This is a genomic window from Luteitalea pratensis (assembly GCF_001618865.1).
In the GTDB taxonomy this organism is placed as follows: domain Bacteria; phylum Acidobacteriota; class Vicinamibacteria; order Vicinamibacterales; family Vicinamibacteraceae; genus Luteitalea; species Luteitalea pratensis.
In genome coordinates, this window is record NZ_CP015136.1 from 1,559,268 (window position 1) to 1,576,876 (window position 17,609).

The following is a 17,609-nucleotide window of genomic DNA, read 5'->3' on the forward strand; positions in this document are numbered from 1 at the left end:
GCATGCGAGTGCGCGCACTACTCAGGGCCGTCATCAGGTATGGAGATGGGCAGATGGAAATTGGAGAAATTATCGCTCCACCTGGAATGAGTCACGCGAGTGACCCCGAGTGTCCCTTCTGTCCTCTCGAGAAGGCGAAGCCATTCAAGACCTATCCCGGCGCATCGAAGAACGAGGATGCATTGAGGGATGTCATGGCCAACCCGAGTGTCCTGCCTTCGCGGCAATCCAGTGCCCGTCCCAAGACTGGAGGGGCGGACGAGCAAGCGACGTCGAGAGCAAAGGTGGCTCGAACCCCCCCCTTTCAGCATCCAGTGTTTGGAAACTATACCTACGAAGCACATCATCTGATTCCAGGAACGGAGAAAGTTGCGCCTGGTTCGACGGCGACGGTGATGTCTGGTCATCCTATCGAAAAATGGATAGTGAAGGGCGCCAAGGTCGACAACGATACCGGCTATTCCATCAACAACTCCGACAACGGAACGTGGCTGCCATCGGCGCCTGCTGCGGTCAAGAAGAACCGCGCCAATCCAACTCCAGTTAGGCCTTGGGCAAGCGAGCCGAAGGCCAAGAAGAATCCGGCGGCATTAACAGTAGCGGAGAAGCAGGAAATTGCCGACTACGCGGCACCTGAGGGACAGTTCCATTACGGGCAGCATAAGGTACTGGCTGAGGAAGGCCAGCATTACACGTATCCGAAGGAGGTGCAGGATCGTTTGACCGAGCTTGAGAAACGAATCGAGGGTTGGGCGAAGGTATGTCTCTGCGATCCTGCACAGAGTAAGCCGCCGAGCCCTCCATTCAAGCCGACGTGGCAGATCAACGAGAAACTCGATCTCGTTTCGATATGGATCGAGGTCGACATTACGTTGATGCCCCCCAGCACGTGGACCTACTTTATTTCCTCGTTCTCGATGGAAACGGCTCGCCGAGCCAGCACGATGACGACGGTCTGATATGTACGTCGCAATTCGATCCAATCCGTTCCACGAGCGCGGCATCTTCGAAGACCCGATTCTTCCGGACGGCATCTCGCTCCTCGAGGGAGCAATGGTCGATTGGCAGCCGAGTGGGCCGTTGATCTTCCGCAGCAACTGCGACAAGGACCATCCCCCTCGGCCGTACATGGGCGGAGCGCTGCCGGTATGGTCCGAAACACTGCTGCGGACGTTTCGAGGTTTGGGAATCGACAACATACAGGCGTTTCCCGCTACGATCGTTACCGAAGATGCGGCTGTCTCATGGACGAACTACTTCGCCATCAACGTCATCGGTCTGGTCGATGCGGCTGACCTGTCCGCCTCGACATATACAAAGATCGACACGGCCGCGAGTGGAGTGCCGCGGCTCAGGTTCACCAAGCTTGTCATTGACCTGGCGAAGGCCGCTGACCTGCCGCTGTTCCGACTGGCGCATTCACCACTGACGCTCGTTCTGCAAGCAAGGCTCGTTGACGCACTGCGCGCGATCCCGATGCCAGGTGGTTGGGGTATGGCGTTCGACGAGTTGGGGACGTAAGACGGCGAATGTACCGCCATCGCCCTATCGTCAGCCCATGATGTTCTTGTCGTTGTGAAACAACGGATCGCCCAAGCGGCCGACGTTCTTGCCTTCGTACTTCACGTCGAACGAGTACAGCATGAGCTCGCATTTACCCTTGAATTTGCCGCTGATGACGCCCCCTACGGACCCAGGCTCGTCACCGGCCGACATCATGTAGTTGGCGTCCTTGGTCATCGGCATCTGGCCGTCGGTCTTCACGGTTGTCGGACCAGAGGATGTATCGGACGACTTGCCGATGTTCGGATAGGGAATGGGGACGGGGCCCGCGGGCGTCGGCGTCTTGCAAACGTCTGGAAAGACCATGCTCATCCCTCCGCTGCTCTTGTGAATGACACCGCGCGAGTTGGCAAAAACGGTCGGCATGACGGTCTGTCTGCTCCTGGCTGACGAATGGGTCGCCGGCTATGGAAAGATCTCGCTGACCTGACAGGTGAAGCCGGGGATCACATCGCCGAGATCGAGACGATCGCCCGACCGAAACGTCACCGGTCGCGCCAACTGACGACTGCAGGTCGCGCTCCGGTCGTCCGGATCCACTATGACGACGAGCGGCACGCCGGCAGACAGATACGCGTTGACCTTCCGCTGGAGGTCGGACCGGCGCTCCTCCGGCGATCGCACTTCGACAGCGAGATCCGGCGGCCCCTCGAAGAACCCCTTCGGTGCGGGCGACGGAACCCGTTCCCCTCGGACGAACGCGACGTCCGGCGCACGAACGGTATCGGGTTGCGAAGCGAGCTTGAACCCGACTCCGGTGAGCACCACTCCAGCCGGCTGCCGCTGGAGGTGTTGCTGAATGAGAACCAGCAACCGCGTCACGATCTGGCCGTGCTCGAACCCGACCGGGCTCATCCGGACGACCCGGCCCTCGATGAGCTCGTAACGGGAGTCGTCCCGAGGCCGTCTCTCCAGTTCTTCAGCGGTGACCAGAGGAGTGGCGCTGGACATGTCGACGCTTCGGTGCATGGCATCCTACCATCGTCGATAGCGATGGTCGTGCCACCTGATCTGCGAACGCAATCGGCTGGGTACACCGCACAGCGTGCAGGAATTGCTCCGGGCGCGTTCGCCGAAGTCGGCAGTTCTCGAACTAGCTCGGCACGACAGAGACGATCGCACAAGCACGCGGCTCGCGGTCCGAGGCCGCCCACACGAGCGACGGCCCAGGGCGCGTCCCGTTGCGGAGCGATTCGGCCGCCAGTGCCACGAGGATCGCACCCATCGCGGCGCCGGCGTCGCCGAACTTGTCGGCGGGATGCTCGATGACCATCTCCGCCGAGAAGAAGTCGCTGTGCCTTACCCGAGCGACCCCCCACAGCTTGGCATCGAAGCTCTCGCCATTGAACCCTGCAAACGTCGTGGCCACAGGCGGGACCGGTTGCTCCAGGCGCTGACGTGCCTGGCCGAGCGCGACGGCGAGCCCTTCACCACGAGCGGGAGCGTCGCCATAGCGGTGTCCGGGATCCATGGTCGACGCAGCCGCGTTCACGACGACCCGCGGCCCGGTGTGAGAACCGGTGGATCGTCCAGCCGACAGCACGTAGAACGCGGCGCCCTCCCCGGGAATGAAGCCGTCCATGACGCGAGGCCCGAGGATGCGCTCTTCGACGTCGAGTTCGCTCAGCAGGCGCAGGTCGAGAAACGTATCGACACCGCCAACGACGACGGTCTCGACCGCGCCTGCTTTCAGCAACTGCGACGCGCGCTCCAACGCGAGCAATGCGGCGGCGCGTCCCGACGGCAACGTGACGCTTCGCTGGCGATCGACGGCGATGCCCGTCAGCTGCTGCAGGTACTCGGGCACCCGCATCAGCCAGGGCGACTCGGCCGGCGTCAAAGGCGGGAGCCCGAGAATCACCGCTACGGGGCCACCCAGATTGGCCGCCACTGCGCTGAACGACGGAGCTGCGAGCCGCAGAATCCGTCGTGCGCGCGACGGGAGCGGAAGCCCGTCGATCTCGGGCGTGAGCGTGCCCAGCGCATCCTCCGGGACGAGCCCCATCGAGATCGGTTCGAAGTAGCGGTCCATCACGTGCGAGTTGCCGATGCGCGCGATCCCGGCGCGCGCCGACGCCCACACCTGCTCGGTCCCGCTGCCGATCGCGCACAGCACGTGCGTGGCACCGATCGAGGCAGTCATGAGGTGGCCTCTGCGCTGCCCGCGCGCGACACGACGATCTTCTCGACCTTCAGGACGCGTCGATCGCACGGGAAAGCCGCGCGCCACGTGAGGCACACGCGATTCTGATCCGGCTCTATCCACAGCGTCTCGAGGCGCGCGGCAGGTTCGTCTGTAGTCCCGGCGACAGTCACGGCGACGACGAGCCGCGGATCCGGGATAGTCAAGGCAATCGGGCCGTCCGGCAATGCGCCTGACACATGCACCTGCTCCCCGACGGTCAGATAGCGATCGAAGGCGAAGTCGGGCGCGGCGCACTGCAGGAAACGCGGGTCGAAATCGTCCGGCAGGTAGGGCGCGCGGCTGCGCTGCCAGCGCTCGTCGTAGGTGCCGGCAAACGCGCGTCGCGGGAGCCACGACGCCGCGATTGGAGCGAGGCAGATCGGCGCCGGCTTTTGACCAGGCTGCTGGAGCGGCGCCTCCGGACTCTCGATGTTGGGCAGCGGCTGACCCTCGAGGTTGGGCGGCGGCGGTGGATCCTTCTGGTCGCCGGCGGGTTGTTCGCCAGCAAATCCGCAGCCGACGGGGTTCCGCTCCTCGGACAACACGACCTCGCCGCGTCGATGGCTCCCCCCGAACGCGCGCTCCCAGACGAGCGGCATCGATTCGAACGGTCGCGGATCGGACGGACGGCCGTCACGCCAGACGCGGTCGCCGGTGACGAGCATCGTCCGCTGACGTCCCGCGACCGCAACCGACACCTGCGTCTGTCGCACCGGCCGTCCAGCCGGCGCCCACGCGCTGCCGATCAGCAGCACATCGGTTCCGGGCTTGCCGATGTGCAGTTCCGACGGCACCCGCAGGCTCGTGGACGTGGGATCGCCGTAGTACTCGTCGGCGAGAACGACAGGGGCCTGTTCATCCGATAGCGAAAGCTTCGGCCGGATGTGCAGCGTCGCCTTGACGACGACGTACAAGGTATCGATGCCGGCACGATCCGGGAGCACGGCCATGGCAGTCTTGAACGGCGTGGTGTTCTGCAGCTGCAGCACGGTCACGCCCCTCCATCGGCCGACAGCGCCGCGCGCGCGGCCGCCATCATCTTGCGCTGGCGTGCCGTGAAGGCGCGTGTCTCGACGTCGTACTTGCCCTGCGTCCTGGCCTGCAGTTCGAGCACCAGATCCGGGCGGCGTAGCATGGGGCCGGTCTCCACGGCGGCGACCCTCGTCGACTGTGACGTGGCGATCCCTCGAAGGTGGCGTGCCGTCGCGTGCATGCCCGGTCGGCGCGCCAGCCAGTGCTGCCGGACGGCGTCGACGTCGGGCAGCGGCCACAGCGCGTCCGGTGGCGGCACCAGGTTCGCGTCGAGGTCGTCGTCTTCGAACGCGGGCACGTCAGGCGCCGCTTCCTGCCTGGCAAGACCGTCGCGCTCCAGAACGGCTCCCGTGATCCAGCAGTACGCCTCGCCGCATGCCCGTGCCACCGCGTCGTGCTTCATGCCAGCGATGCAGGCCTCGGCGGCCCGAACGGTGCCGATGTGTCCCAGTGACCAGACGGCTTGCGGACGCAAGGCGGCGATTCGAAGTGCGGCATACACGACTTCGTGGCTTTCGGCGTTGCCGAGCAGCGCGAGCAGACGCAGATAAGGACCGGAATGGGCGTCGAGCGCGGCGCCCTGCCCGGTCACGACCCGCCACGCCGCGCGATTCCCTCGGCGCGTGCCCGTTTCGGCCGCGGCGTAGCGGACGGACGGATCAGGGTCGACGAGTCCCCGGGCGATCCACTCCTCGGCCGCATGCCCCGGCAGATACTGGGCTGCCCGCATCGCGTCGGCTTTCGAACTGGCGTCTCCGTGCTCGAATGCCGAGGCCAGTTCGGAACCGGGGGCCGCGCGCAGGAATGCCTTCAGCCTGCAGAGTGCGGCCTTGCAGGATGGCGTGTCGCGTTCGCCGAGGACTCCCGCGGCGCCGCGCAGCGCCGGTCGCGTACCGAGCAGTTCCAGTCCGCGGACGATCGGGGCAAGCACTGGATGGTCGGCCGCGCGGAGTGCCGAGAGGAGAGCCTGTGTCGCGGCAGGATCGGTACTCGAACCAAGAAGCGCCGCGCCGACCGCAGTTCGGTGAGGGTCCCCGGACGACATCGCCGCGATGGCGACGTCGATGAACCCGGGGCCTGCCGCCCGGACGCCGTCGAGCGCTCCGTGAAGGCGATCTTCGGTCCACGACCAGACTTCGTCGAGGCTGCGCGTCAGGCTGACGAGTTCGCCCTCCCAGCGTCCCCACAGAAACGCGGCTTCGTCGAGGCTCTCCTCGACGAGGTCGTCGAACGCATGTGAAGAGCCGGACGTCAGTGGCATCGAGGCCTGTGAGGCGGTGTGTTCAATTGATCTGGACCTGACCACCCTTGATTCGGTTCGTGCCTTCGGAATGCGTTTCGACATAGGCGCCACGAATCACGACGCGGCCGTTCCGCCGTAGTGTCACGGAGGCGCTGCCGCATTGAAGGACGATCTCGTCCTGCGCGGTCAGCCGGACCCGGCGGCCATCGACGTCAGCTTCGATGCACGGCATCACGGCGGGCTCGCCGGCCTGTGATTCCGGCGCGTCGCTCGGCGAGTGAGCCTCGGCGCGTTTGCCGGGGGCGGCGGATGCAGCCTCCGAGGACAACGGATTCATGTCGAGGGGCTCGAGAAACCCGAGGATCAAAGGCCTGGACCGATCTCCACGTTCAAAGACCACCACGGCTGGCTGTCGCTCATCGATCGCCATTTGCACGCGCTCGACGGTCGTGCGGACCGCGAGGCGAGCGGCGATGACGGGACCGTCGGCGTCCACCACCACGAGGGGCGAACCATCGGCAGCGATTGCCACGATGGTGACCAGCTGCGCGGGCGCTGCATCTGACAGGACTTCCGCGGCGTCAATGGGAAGCACGGCAACGGTCGTCTCGGTGCTGCGCATGCGATCTCCGATCTGGTTGATTCGATGGAGAGTCGATTCAACTCCAGTACATGGCAGGGCGTCAAGGACCGCCGTTGGGCGCTGCCCATACTCGTCGATCCGGCTGAGTAGGTTTACGATGGTCGCGAATCCGGCAGGAGTCAGCCGAACCGCGTCGGCCACGGCAGCAGCCGTGTACCACGCCCCGTGCGGACGATTGGGAGAGTAGACCATGCGCTTCGACTTCACGCTCGGACGTTCGGATGACGATGCGGCACCTCGATCGAGAGTACCGGTGCGGCGCGTACTCGTGCTCGGCGACGTGCGCGGCAACGGCGGCCAGGCCCGGGACCGCGTGCCCGACCGGAAAATCTCCAGGGTCGACGTCGACAACCTGGACGACGTGCTGGCGCGAGAAGCGCCGGTCGTTCAACTCGGGCCCGGTGCCGGCGGCGAACGCCTGGAGATCCGGCGCTTCGACGATTTCCATCCCGATGCTGTGGTCGACGCCTTGTCAGTCTTCCGCCGGTTGCGCGACGTGCGCACGCGCCTCCAGCACCCCCGCACGTTTGCAGGCGCCGTCGCCGACCTCCAGGGCGAGGCGATTGGTCCTGGGGCGACCACTTCCGCGGCAAGTGGGTCCGCCCCGCGCGTCGATCCCGACACGTCGACACTCGGGCGGCTGCTCGGGCAAGTCGGCGGAGTGTCGGCCGCACCCGCCGCACCCGCGGCGAGCCACCAGCATGCAGTCGGGGCGGTCGATTCGCTGATCCGCCAGGCAGTCGCGCCGCACATCGTTGCCGCGCCGGACCCGCAGCTGCCGCAGATGCTGACGGCCGTGGACGCGGCGATGAGCGACCTGATGCGTGCCGTCCTCCACGATCCGGCGTTCCAGCAGGTCGAGGCCGCGTGGCGCGGCGTGCAGTGGCTCGTGTCGATGCTCGACCTGGGTGACACGCTCGAATTGCACCTGCTGCACGTGACGCGCGACGAACTCGCGCAGGCAGTGGCGCAGGGCGGCGATCTCTGGCAGCGGCTCGTCGATCGCGAATCGCGATCCGAGGGCGGGCTCGAGCTCTCGGCGCTGATCGGCGACTTCACGTTCGGGCCCTCGGCGGACGACCTCGCGGTGCTCGAGCAACTGGGCGCGATGGCTGCCGCGATGGGAACACCGTTCATCGCGGGCGCCTCGCCTGCTCTCCTCGGCGCCACGAGCCTGGCCTCGCAGTCTCAGCCCCGCAACTGGTCGCCACTCGGTCAGGAGGACGAGACGCGCTGGCAGGCATTCCGCGGGCGAGCGGCCGCTGCGCACGTCGGCCTGGCGTTACCGCGCTTCCTGCTGCGGTTGCCCTACGGCCAGCGGACCGATCCGATCGCCGCCTTCACGTTCGAGGAGCAGCCGATCTCCCCCGAACACGAGTCGTTCCTCTGGGGAAACGCAGCGCTGGCCTACGCCGTCGTCGTCGCCCGGGCGCTCGACCCGGACGGCGATCCTTCGTCGGTCGCGGCACTCGAAGGCTTGCCGGCGTTCGTATTCAAGACCGACGACGGGACGGGCCTGCAGCCGCCGGCGGAGATCAACATGAGCGACGCTGCCGTCGTGGCCATCGAGGCACGAGGCATCATGCCGCTGATCAGCCTCAAGGACCGCGATGCCGTACGGCCGGTGCTGCCGCGCTCGACTGCCAATCCGTCGACCGACCTGCTTGGCTGAGCGAATTCACGATGCCTGGGCGAACGAGGGCCACAATGGCTGCTCCACGTTTTGCTGACTGGGGGACGCATGGGTAATGGCCTGCTTCCGGGTCCCGCGAACGGGCCCGGCTCACCTGAGATCGACGAGGGGACACTGCCGCGCGCCGGCACGCCGCCGCCGGGCTCCATCGGACTCGACACCAAGGGCGCGAAGACGCCGCAGCAGTCGCTCAGCGATCGCGTCCTCGCGTTCGCGCGCCAGCGGATCGGCCAGGTGCACGGCGACGGCGAATGCTTCACGCTGGCCGACGATGCGTTGCGTCATGCCGGCGCGAAGAGCGCGGCGGACTTCGGCAAGGTGGGTCTCGACGTCGACTACGTGTGGGGGCCGGACGTGGCGCGTGCGGCGTTGCAACCGGGCGACATCATCCAGATGCGCGATTACCGCGCCGAGATCACCACGAACACGGACCACGCCGATGGGTCGGCAGAGTCCGACACGCATTCCGAGGATCGACCGCACCATACGGCCATCGTGGAGTCGGTGGGCGGCGGCGGCACGGTCACCGTGCTCGAGCAGAACTTCCCCGACGGCAGCGCCGTGACCCGCAACATCCTCCACCTCACCGACAGCACATCGTCGTCGGGGGCCACGACGACGCAGGTGACCGTGAAGGGGACGCTCCGGTTCTATCGGCCGCAGGCGCGGTGAGCGGCCAGGGGCCGGCGGCGTCTACACCACGCCAGGCGCGTGCTGGCGGGCGAGTGCGTACACGCGGTCGCGGAACGGGTCATCAAGTGCCTTGAGGTCGTCGAAGTTGATCACTTCCTCGAACGCATCCATCCCCGTCAATTCCGCGGTTTCGAGGATGACTTCGTCGCGCGGCAGCGTGGTCCCCACTACAAAACCGATGCGCGTGACCGGCAATGTCCCGGTCGCCGCGGTTGTGGTGGTGGTCAGCGGGAAGTGCACGGCCTCGAGCAATGACTCGAGCCCGGGCGAGTTGTCGATGACCACGCGCAGCAGCAGATGGCTGAGCACGAACTGCTGCAGGGCATCGCTGGCCCTCGTGCGAGTCGCGACCAGGTCCGGCAGGCGCGTCGGAGCATACCCGGCGTACGTGAGACTCCAGGTGAAGGGCCTCCGCACCATGATCGTGCGCGCGTCGTCGCCGGAGCCGATCGCGTGAGGGTACTCCACCGGCGTGATGTCGAGGCCGTTGCCCGCGAAACTCAGTGGCGGCGTCAGGTCGTCAGTGAGGTGAAACGGCCGTGACGGAGCGATGGCCGCGTACGAGGCCTGCAGTTCCTTGTACGCCTTCTCGGCGCGCGGGGCGCCTTCCTTGGTGTTCCCATGGATGAAGTCGCCGAGGACCGCCCTCGGGCGCAGCAGCGGTGCGAGCACCGCGAGGTACCCGAGCATCTGTGCGCGCGCGACGTCGGCGATGGCCCGCGTGAGTTTCCTGCGCACCAGAAGCGACTGGATGCTGTCGCGTCCATCCATGTGGGCCGCTCCTCGTGTGGATCCATGTTGCTGGATCGAGCCGCGTCAGGTTACCGGCGCCTGCGGGGGTTGTCAAAACCAAACTACTGCGCGCGAGCGGCGGACTGCGGCGCGACACCGTCCCGCTGGTAGAACTCGAGGAACGCCGGCGAGAACGCGCGCGTATCCGGGGCGAACGTGGGCTGGAGTTCCTTGCAGCGCCTGATGTCCGCGACTGCCTGGTCGCGACGGGCCGTGTTCTTCTCGCCTGACCGCACGAACAGCGCGTGCTGGGCGGCGGCGCGGAACAGATGCACGTGGAGTTGTGCGGCGTCGCTTGCCCTGCCGTCGTCAAGCTTGTCCAGCGCGCCCGCGTAGTCGCCCGCAAAGTAGCGCGCCGCGCCCTCCTGCAGCCACGTGGGTACACCCCGATCTTCCAGCGTCAACTCGACACCGATACCTTCTTCGAGCGCGATCAGCCTTGCGTGAATGTCGTCGGCCTGCTTGGCGGCGGCGTCGACGCCGCCGACCAGTTGGCTGCGCATCGCTGCGTCATGCCTTCGTCTCGCCGAGTCGAGCTGCTTGCGTGCCGTCTCGAAGCCGTTCCGGATTTCCGGCGTGGCCTTCGCGGGATTGCGTTCGATCAAGGTCTGGACCGTCTGCACTTCCGCGTCCGCTCGCGAGAAGGCCGCGGTGGCGAGGACCGCGGACTGATCGAGCTTCGCCTTGTTGGCCTTCGCGTAGGCGGCCTGGACGCCCTCGAGCACCTTCTGGAGCAAGCCGGCGCCCTCGGCCACCGACGAGCGGGCCGCCGCCACGGTGCTCTCGCTCAATCGGCGCGGATCGAGCTGCTGGCGCGCGTTCTCGAGAGCCTTCTGTCCATCCGCCCGGCTGGCGATCAAGGATGGGCCCAGGAAGGTCGACTTCGCCTCGATCTCGGCGTCGATCTTCTCAGCCTCCTTGATGCTCCGCTTGACCTCGTCAGCTGCCAGGGCCGTTCCGCTGACCCGTTCCATCGCGGCGGTCAACTCGTTCTCGAGTGAGCCGACGATCTCTTTCACGTGGTCGGTCACCTTCACGACCTCGTTGAAGTCCTTCTCCAGCCGGCTTCGCTGCGCGTCGCCGAAGTGCTTCCGGGCGAGGTCGTATTCGCTCGACACGCGCTGGTATTGCGCGTCGAATGCGGGCTGCGAGCGCCAGACGGCGATGTTCACGCTCCCCTTGTCCTTGACCCTGATCATCGCGGCGTTCGCGCTCTCGAGCTGCGCGCGAGCGCGCGAGACCGCTGCCTCGAACTTCTCGGTCAGCAGGATGCCCTTCCCTTCGCACGTCGCGTTGCCCTTCTGCAACTCGGAGAAGTACTCGGGACGCGTCCGGACGACACCCTGCCTGATCGAGGTCTCCCACGCCACGACGGCGTTGACGCAGTCGTTCTGCCTGAAGTACGCCTCACCGAGGAAGTAGTGCGGCAGGTAGTCGGTCGCACGGAAGATGCCGCCGACCTTCCTGGTCGATTCCTTCGAATCCTGCTGGATCGCCCGCCGCATCTCGGTGACGACCGTCGGCCACTGCTTGTCCTTCCTGGCCTCGATACCGGCCTTGAACGCCTCGTCCTTCTCGCCCTGCGCCGCCGCGGTCGACGGCACCGCCGCGATGGCAGCCGCGAGGACGATCGCCGCGAACGTCACGAGGGGTGCAGGTACGCGCGTCATGGCGTGGCTCCGGGCCGCGGCGATGGCTGACTGCCAGCGGGTGGTGCGTTGCCGGCCGGCACGCCCTCGGGAACGGTCGTCGCGGCGCCCGCGCCGGGGCTCGAAGGTGCCGGCGCGTCGCCGCCGAAGTACTGCTTGAAGTACTCCTCGGTCGTCGGGCCCAGGAAGCGCGCCGTGGGCGCCACGTTCACGTTGCCGCCCGAGACCTCAATCGTGATCGACCGCGTGTCGGCCGGCATCGAAGGGCCCGAAAGATCGACGGCGTACTTGCCGGCGGGCAACGCGAGGGACAAGGGCGTCACAGCCGGTGTCGCGAGACGGTTCACGCCGTCCGCCCCTCTGACGGCGGTCACGGTGGCCCACGGCAAGGCCTCGATCACGACGACGCCAGTCGGAGTGGGCCCAACCGTACCCCCCGGCTCTCTCAGCGCGAGGAAGGCGACGACCAACAAGACGACGGCGGCGATGCCGGCAATCACGAGCAACTGCGTGCGCGGGAGGGCGCGCGCTTTCGCGGTCACTTGCGAGACGGCCGATCCCGCGGTGTCGATCCACGCCTGCACGGGCAGCGCTCGGGCCTTGGCGCCGAGCGTGGCGGGGGCACTCGGTGACGGCAGCGTTGGCGTCGCCGGCGGAGTGCTGGCCGGAGCGGCGGGCGCGCGAGAGACCGGCGCGGAGGGCGTGCCTGCACTTGCAGTGGCGCCCCGCGGCGGCGCGGGCGGCGGCGCCGGCACGACTCGAGGCGGAGCCGGAGCCGGTGTCGGCACTGGCCGTGGCACCGACGTCGCGGGTGTTGCCGTCGGCGCCGACACGACGGGCGCAGGTCCCGTTATCGGCACTGATCTGGGCACCGACGTCGAGGGCGGCACCGGTGGCGGCACCGGCGGCAGGGGTGGGACGACCGGCGGCGCGGGCGTGACCGGGATCGCGGTGGGCGGTGGCGTGCGCCACGGGAGCGCGACGACCGTCGTCTCCCCCTCGAGTACCTGGTCGAGCGGCGGCGGCGTGGGTCGCGGAAGCGCGACGTCGGTCGTCTCCGTCTGGGTCGCGACGTCGGCGGACGCCGAAAGGGTCGGCCGACTGTCGTCGCCTTCTTCCAACGCGCGCAAGGCCGTCAACTCGATGTCGCGGGCTTCGGTGACATTCGGGTCGAGGCTCAACGCCTCGCGCGCGAGGGCCAGCCCGGCTTCGACGTCGCCCCGCTCCATGGCCGCTCGCGCCGTGGCGACCGTTCGCGTGACCGTCTCGGCCCGATGACGCTTGCGCTCCTGCTCCACGCGCGCGAGCCGCAGATCGCGTTCGAGCGTGGCGTCGTGCGTCGCGGGATCGAGTTGGCGGGCCTCGTCGAGCAGTGTCTTGCAGCGGGTGAGCGCACCACGTTGGAATTCCGCCCGCGCGTCGGTGAGCAGCGCCGCCGCGTGCTGCCTGGCGATTGCGGCGGTGATTCTCTGCTGGAGGGCGATCGCCCCGGCATGGGCCGGTTCGATCTCGAGTACTTCCTGGCTGGCGGCGAGGGCCCGCTCGAACTCACCGTTCTGGAGGCAGGCCTCGCTGCGCTGCAGGGCGCCCTGCATCTTGGCCTGCTGTGCCCGGGCGAGCGCTTCCTGCGCGGCGACGGGGTTGGGCGGCGGCGTCAGTTCGGCCGTGCGAGCGCTTACAGGGGCCGTCTTGCCGGACGTGCCGGTTCCGGTGGCGCTGCCGAGACGGCGGACGGGCGCCGTCATCTTCGCGACGATGGTCTGCGCCGATGCGGCGTCGACGTCCGACGAGTGCTCGACCCGGCGCCGGACGCGGCTGAGGGCGATCCGGAGCGACTCGGCGTCCTTGTAGCGGTCCGCGGGGTTCTTCTGCAGGCTCTTCTCGACGATCGCGCACAGATCGGGCGGCGCGTCCGGTACCAGGTCGGCCACACGCCGTACGTCCTCGTTGATGATCCGGTGAGTCACGGCCGTGAACGAGTCGCCCTGGAACGCCTCCTCGTAGGTCAGCAGCTCGAAGCTCACGACCCCGATCGCGAAGATGTCGGTACGGGCATCCACCGGCTGGCCGAGGAGTTGCTCGGGCGCCATGTACCCGGGCGTGCCGATGACGGCCGTCACGCTCTTTTGCAGGCTGTTGACGATCTTGGCAATACCGAAATCGAGGACCTTGAGCCGGCCGCTTCGGTCGATCATCAAGTTGCTCGGCTTGATGTCGCGATGGACGACGTCCATCTTGTGGGCCGACGCGGCGCCGGCGCACAGCTCCTCCAGCCACCGCAACTTCTCGGAGAGCGGCACTGACGTTCGGCGACGGATGATTTCGGTGATCGTCTCGCCCTGGATGTACTCCATGACGATGTAGGGCTGGGACGCGACTTCGCCGAAGTCGAAGATCGTGACGATGTTGGTGTGGTTCAGGGAGGCGGCGGCCCGCGCCTCACGGCTGAAGCGCTCGGCGGCGTCGGGGACCTCCAGGTCGCCGACAAACACCTTGACGGCGACCATCCGCCCGAGGACGGGGTCGTGGGCGACGTAGACCGTCCCCATTCCGCCACGCGCGAGCTTGCGCTGGATCTGGTAGCGACCGATCGTCGTGCCCGGCTGCAGCATTGTTACGCGGTACTCCTACCACCGGCCGAGCTTCGCCGGACGACTACTCGGCTTGAGAGCCATACCATACGTCAACGTATTGAGAGACTTCAACGCACGCAGACGCTGTTGGGCTACGGTCGTGCTACCATCCGGCCACATTCGCTTCCATGACTGATTACGTCGTCCGAGTCGCCATGCAGCAACAGGCCGAGAGGCCCCTGCGCGAGCCTGCGGAGGCGAGGCAGCCATGAGTACCCAGGTCATACGTCCGCCGTCGCCGCCCCCGCCTCCGTCGCGGAAGCGAGGGACTCTCGAAGCGCTGCGGCCCGTGATGATGGCTGGCGCGTTGCTGGGCGTGCTGGTGCTGGCCGCGCTGCTGGCGGCGTGGCTGACCGGTCCGAGCGGTCCGAAAACCTTCACGCTGACCGTGCTGAAACCCACCGGCGGCACACTTACCGGCAGCGGCATCACGTGCGGCACGGGCGGGACGTCGTGTTCCACATCTGTCAAAGACGGACAGGTCGTCGAACTTCGCGCGGAAGCCGACGAGGGTTACACCTTTGCGGGCTACACCCTGGACTGTGCGCCATCCGGCCGGCTGGAGATGAAGGCGGCCCGCAGCTGCGGCGCACGCTTCGCGGGCGGTCCTGCCGCCGCTGGCGCCGCGGCGGCGGCCGATGGCCGGCGCTGGACGTTGACGCTCACGCCGCCAGAAAACGGCACGATCGTCACGCTCGAGGGGCATGAGTGCGGCCCCAAGAAAAAGGCGTGCACGGCCGAGATCCTGGAGGGCACGATCGTCTCCCTCGAGGTCATGCCGGAGCCGGGCTATCGCGTGCAGTCCTATACCGGCGATTGCGTGGACGGCACGGCGAACATGACCCAGGCCCGCAGCTGCGGTGTCGCGCTCGTCAAGGGCGAGGGCCCGTCACTGGCCCCCACTCCACGGACGGCGTCGGCACCTCCGGCAACGTCTGGTCCGCCACGGGTCACCAGGAACGAACCCCCTCCCACCGACAATCAGCCGAAGCCTGAGCAGACCGTGGCGGTGACCGCGGCCCCGACGCCCTCCGCGTCGCCGGAGAAGCCACCCCAGCGGGCCGATGTCGCTACACCCAGTGAACCGCCGCCAACTTCCGGGCGCCCGGCTCCCCCTGCAGCAGTGCGACCGGCCCCACCCGCTGAGCCGCCAGCGCCCGTGCGTAACGCCGCGGGACGAGAAGGCGATCGCGAAGCCGCCGAGAAGCTTGCCAACGGCGACATCCAGCGCGTGCTCAAGGCCTACCGGAGCGCGTACGAGCGCATGGACATCCCGGGCCTGAAGCGCCTGCAGCCGGGGATCAATGTCGCCAGTCACGAGCTCCAGTTCCGCGACCTGAAATCGGTCAAGTACACGTTCGGCGGTGACCCACAGATCGAGGATCTCGACATCGAGGTCGGACGCGCCCGCGCCCTCGTCGATCTGAAGACGGAAAACGAACAGAAGTCCGGCAAGAAGCAGAAACCGCTCGAGGGCAAGGCCACCTACCTCCTGAAGCGCATCGGCGAGGGGAAAGATTGGGAAATCGTAGAAGTCCGGTACGCCATGAGCCCGAAGTAGCCGTCGGCAGGAGCCGCGCATGACGGCAGCCGGGCGTGCCCCATCGCACGCCCTCGACGGCTGGCGACGAACGGCGCTCCTGGGGGCGGCGCTCCTCGGCACCACGGTGACGCGCCCGTCCGCGCCGGCGAAGGTCAATTTTGCCCTGACGTACTGGTGCCAGTACCGCTGCCGCACCTGCAACATCTGGCAGCGCAAACCCACAGACGAATTGACCACCGATGAAGTGCTGGCGTTTGTCCGCGAGAACCCCGGTATCACCTGGGCGGACCTCACCGGCGGCGAGATCTTCCTGCGGCCCGACATCGAGACGATCCTCGACGCGGTGGTGCAGGGGTGGCGCCGGCTCGCCCTCCTGCACTTCCCGACCAACGGCTTCCTCACCGATCGCATCGTCAGCGCCGTCGAGCGGATCGCGGGCCGCGGGCCTGCCCGGACCATCATCACGGTCAGCCTCGACGGCAACGAGGCGCTGAACGACAGCGTCCGCGGCATCAAGGGCGGATTCCGTCGTCAGATCGAGACCTTCCGGGCGCTCCGGCGCATCGACGGTGTGACCACGGTGCTTGGGATCACACTGTCGTCGTACAACGTCGGGCGGTTTGCCGAGACGTTCGACGCCTGTGCCCAGGAGATTCCCGGGCTCACGGCCGACGACCTCCACCTGAACGTCGCCCAGGTATCCGGGCACTACTACGACAACGGTGGGCTGGAGGGCATTCGCCCGGACCCCGCGGACGTGCGGCGGGAACTGCGTGTCTACCGGCAGCGCAAGGGTGTGCCGCGGTCGGCCCAGGACTTGTTGGAGCGGGTCTACTTGCGCTACCTGGATCGCTTCCTGACGACCGGCCGGACTCCGATGCCGTGTCATGCCCTTCGGGCGAGTTGCTTCGTCGATCCATGGGGCGTGGTGTACCCGTGCATCACGTACTCGCGGCCGCTCGGGCGCCTGCGCGACACCGGCATGCGGCTCGCGCCGATCTGGAACGCGGCCGAGACCGGTGCCGTGCAGCGCGAGATCTGGCAGGGGCAGTGCCCGCAGTGCTGGACTGCGTGCGAGGCATACCAGAGCATCCTCGGCAACGTCCTGGCCGGCCGGTTGGGAGCGCCGCGCGACGTGCAGACCGACGCTGCCGCCGCGCCCGTCGCGACGGAGCGTGTGCGGTGAATGTCACCTGCTATACCGACGCCGTCATCCAGGCCCACCTCGACAGGGCTGTCGCGCATCATGTCGCGACCGACGTCTCCGCGGTCATCGCCGCCAAGCAGGAGGCGCCGAGCATCGGCGCCGTGATCGACCGCGCGCGGCAGTATGCCGGGACCATCATCTGCGTGGTCGGGCAGTCCACTGATGGCACTGCCGATGTCGCCGCGCGGCATGGCGCAATCGTGCTGGCCGACGGCGGCCGCGGCAAGGGCGAGGCGTTGCGCCGTGCGATCCCGCACATCCGCACGCCGATCGTCGTGTTCCTCGATGCCGACGGCTCACATGACCCGGAGGACATCCCGCTCCTGGTGGGTCCCATTCTCGAAGACGCGTCCGATCACGTCACGGCGTCGCGGCTGCGTGGCGGCTCGAGTGAATTGCACGGCGGGTTCGACGAGTTCTTCCGGCTGGCGGGCAGTTCGTTCATCACCGCGTGCATCAACTGGCGATTCGGCTGCCGCCTCAGTGACTCCCAGAACGGCTTCCGCGCGATCCGGACCACGGTGCTCGCTCAGCTCGACTTGCGCGAGAACCTGACGACGATCGAGCAGGAGATGATCATCAAGACGCTCCGCCGCGGCTTCCGCATGACCGAGGTGCCGAGCCACGAGCATCGGCGCCTGCATGGCGCGTCGCACATCCGTGTGTGGCGCAGCGCCCCGCACTATGGGTACTCGCTGGTGAAATACCTGTTCTTCTGACCGTGCCCCATTCC

Annotated in this window: 16 protein-coding genes; 7 read left to right on the forward strand and 9 right to left on the reverse strand. The window is 67.4% G+C overall.

Annotation, left to right across the window (positions count from 1 at the left end; all coding sequences use genetic code 11):
• Positions 1–53: 53 nt before the first annotated feature.
• Positions 54–959 carry an AHH domain-containing protein gene (locus LuPra_RS06450; protein WP_157898814.1) on the forward strand — a complete coding sequence of 302 codons (906 nt, stop codon included), beginning with the start codon at positions 54–56 and terminating at the stop codon, positions 957–959.
• 94 nt (positions 960–1,053) lie between these two features.
• Complete coding sequence (locus LuPra_RS06455; protein WP_157898815.1) at positions 1,054–1,521, forward strand: imm11 family protein; 468 nt, start codon at positions 1,054–1,056, stop codon at positions 1,519–1,521.
• Positions 1,522–1,551: 30 nt separating this feature from the next.
• Here LuPra_RS06455 and LuPra_RS06460 read toward each other — a convergent pair whose 3' ends face one another.
• From LuPra_RS06460 to LuPra_RS06485, 6 genes are all read right to left on the reverse strand, one after another.
• Complete coding sequence (locus LuPra_RS06460) at positions 1,552–1,929, reverse strand: DUF4150 domain-containing protein (RefSeq protein ID WP_110169988.1); 378 nt, start codon at positions 1,927–1,929, stop codon at positions 1,552–1,554.
• Between the two features lie 39 nt (positions 1,930–1,968).
• Entirely contained in the window at positions 1,969–2,532 is a 564-nt protein-coding gene (locus tag LuPra_RS06465) for a Uma2 family endonuclease (protein ID WP_110169989.1), read from the reverse strand.
• A 124-nt stretch (positions 2,533–2,656) separates the two neighbouring features.
• Positions 2,657–3,706, reverse strand: a complete 1,050-nt coding sequence (locus LuPra_RS06470; protein WP_110169990.1) for a beta-ketoacyl synthase N-terminal-like domain-containing protein — start codon at positions 3,704–3,706, stop codon at positions 2,657–2,659.
• Complete coding sequence (locus LuPra_RS06475; RefSeq protein ID WP_110169991.1) at positions 3,703–4,743, reverse strand: DUF2169 family type VI secretion system accessory protein; 1,041 nt, start codon at positions 4,741–4,743, stop codon at positions 3,703–3,705. The genes LuPra_RS06470 and LuPra_RS06475 overlap by 4 nt, the downstream gene beginning before the upstream one ends.
• Positions 4,740–6,041: a TIGR02270 family protein gene (locus LuPra_RS06480; protein WP_157898816.1), complete on the reverse strand. Its 1,302-nt coding sequence runs from the start codon at positions 6,039–6,041 to the stop codon at positions 4,740–4,742. The genes LuPra_RS06475 and LuPra_RS06480 overlap by 4 nt, the downstream gene beginning before the upstream one ends.
• A gap of 22 nt (positions 6,042–6,063) precedes the next feature.
• Entirely contained in the window at positions 6,064–6,807 is a 744-nt protein-coding gene (locus LuPra_RS06485) for a DUF6484 domain-containing protein (protein ID WP_234800758.1), read from the reverse strand.
• 49 nt (positions 6,808–6,856) lie between these two features.
• On the opposite strand from LuPra_RS06485, the gene LuPra_RS06490 reads away from it, so the two are divergent.
• Complete coding sequence (locus tag LuPra_RS06490) at positions 6,857–8,338, forward strand: type VI secretion system contractile sheath domain-containing protein (RefSeq protein ID WP_110169994.1); 1,482 nt, start codon at positions 6,857–6,859, stop codon at positions 8,336–8,338.
• A 69-nt stretch (positions 8,339–8,407) separates the two neighbouring features.
• Positions 8,408–9,031 (forward strand): CHAP domain-containing protein, encoded by a 624-nt coding sequence (locus tag LuPra_RS06495; RefSeq protein WP_110169995.1) that lies wholly within the window; start codon positions 8,408–8,410, stop codon positions 9,029–9,031.
• Positions 9,032–9,052: 21 nt separating this feature from the next.
• On the opposite strand, the gene LuPra_RS06500 is transcribed toward LuPra_RS06495, so the two are convergent.
• The 3 genes from LuPra_RS06500 to LuPra_RS06510 form a co-directional block, all read right to left on the reverse strand.
• Positions 9,053–9,823: a hypothetical protein gene (locus LuPra_RS06500; RefSeq protein WP_110169996.1), complete on the reverse strand. Its 771-nt coding sequence runs from the start codon at positions 9,821–9,823 to the stop codon at positions 9,053–9,055.
• A gap of 83 nt (positions 9,824–9,906) precedes the next feature.
• Positions 9,907–11,514, reverse strand: a complete 1,608-nt coding sequence (locus tag LuPra_RS06505) for a hypothetical protein (RefSeq protein WP_110169997.1) — start codon at positions 11,512–11,514, stop codon at positions 9,907–9,909.
• Positions 11,511–14,105, reverse strand: coding sequence for a serine/threonine-protein kinase (locus LuPra_RS06510; RefSeq protein ID WP_110169998.1), 2,595 nt, complete (start codon positions 14,103–14,105; stop codon positions 11,511–11,513). Before LuPra_RS06510 ends, LuPra_RS06505 begins: the two co-directional genes overlap by 4 nt.
• A 229-nt stretch (positions 14,106–14,334) precedes the next feature.
• Here LuPra_RS06510 and LuPra_RS06515 point away from each other — a divergent pair, with 229 nt between their 5' ends.
• Genes LuPra_RS06515 through LuPra_RS06525 form a run of 3 tightly spaced genes read left to right on the forward strand, consistent with a single transcriptional unit; the run spans position 14,335 to position 17,595 of the window.
• Entirely contained in the window at positions 14,335–15,687 is a 1,353-nt protein-coding gene (locus LuPra_RS06515) for an InlB B-repeat-containing protein (RefSeq protein ID WP_157898818.1), read from the forward strand.
• 19 nt (positions 15,688–15,706) lie between these two features.
• A complete protein-coding gene (locus LuPra_RS06520) occupies positions 15,707–16,855 on the forward strand; it encodes a radical SAM protein (RefSeq protein ID WP_110170000.1) in 1,149 nt (382 codons plus the stop codon).
• Complete coding sequence (locus LuPra_RS06525; protein WP_157898819.1) at positions 16,852–17,595, forward strand: glycosyltransferase family 2 protein; 744 nt, start codon at positions 16,852–16,854, stop codon at positions 17,593–17,595. Before LuPra_RS06520 ends, LuPra_RS06525 begins: the two co-directional genes overlap by 4 nt.
• Positions 17,596–17,609 lie beyond the last annotated feature (14 nt).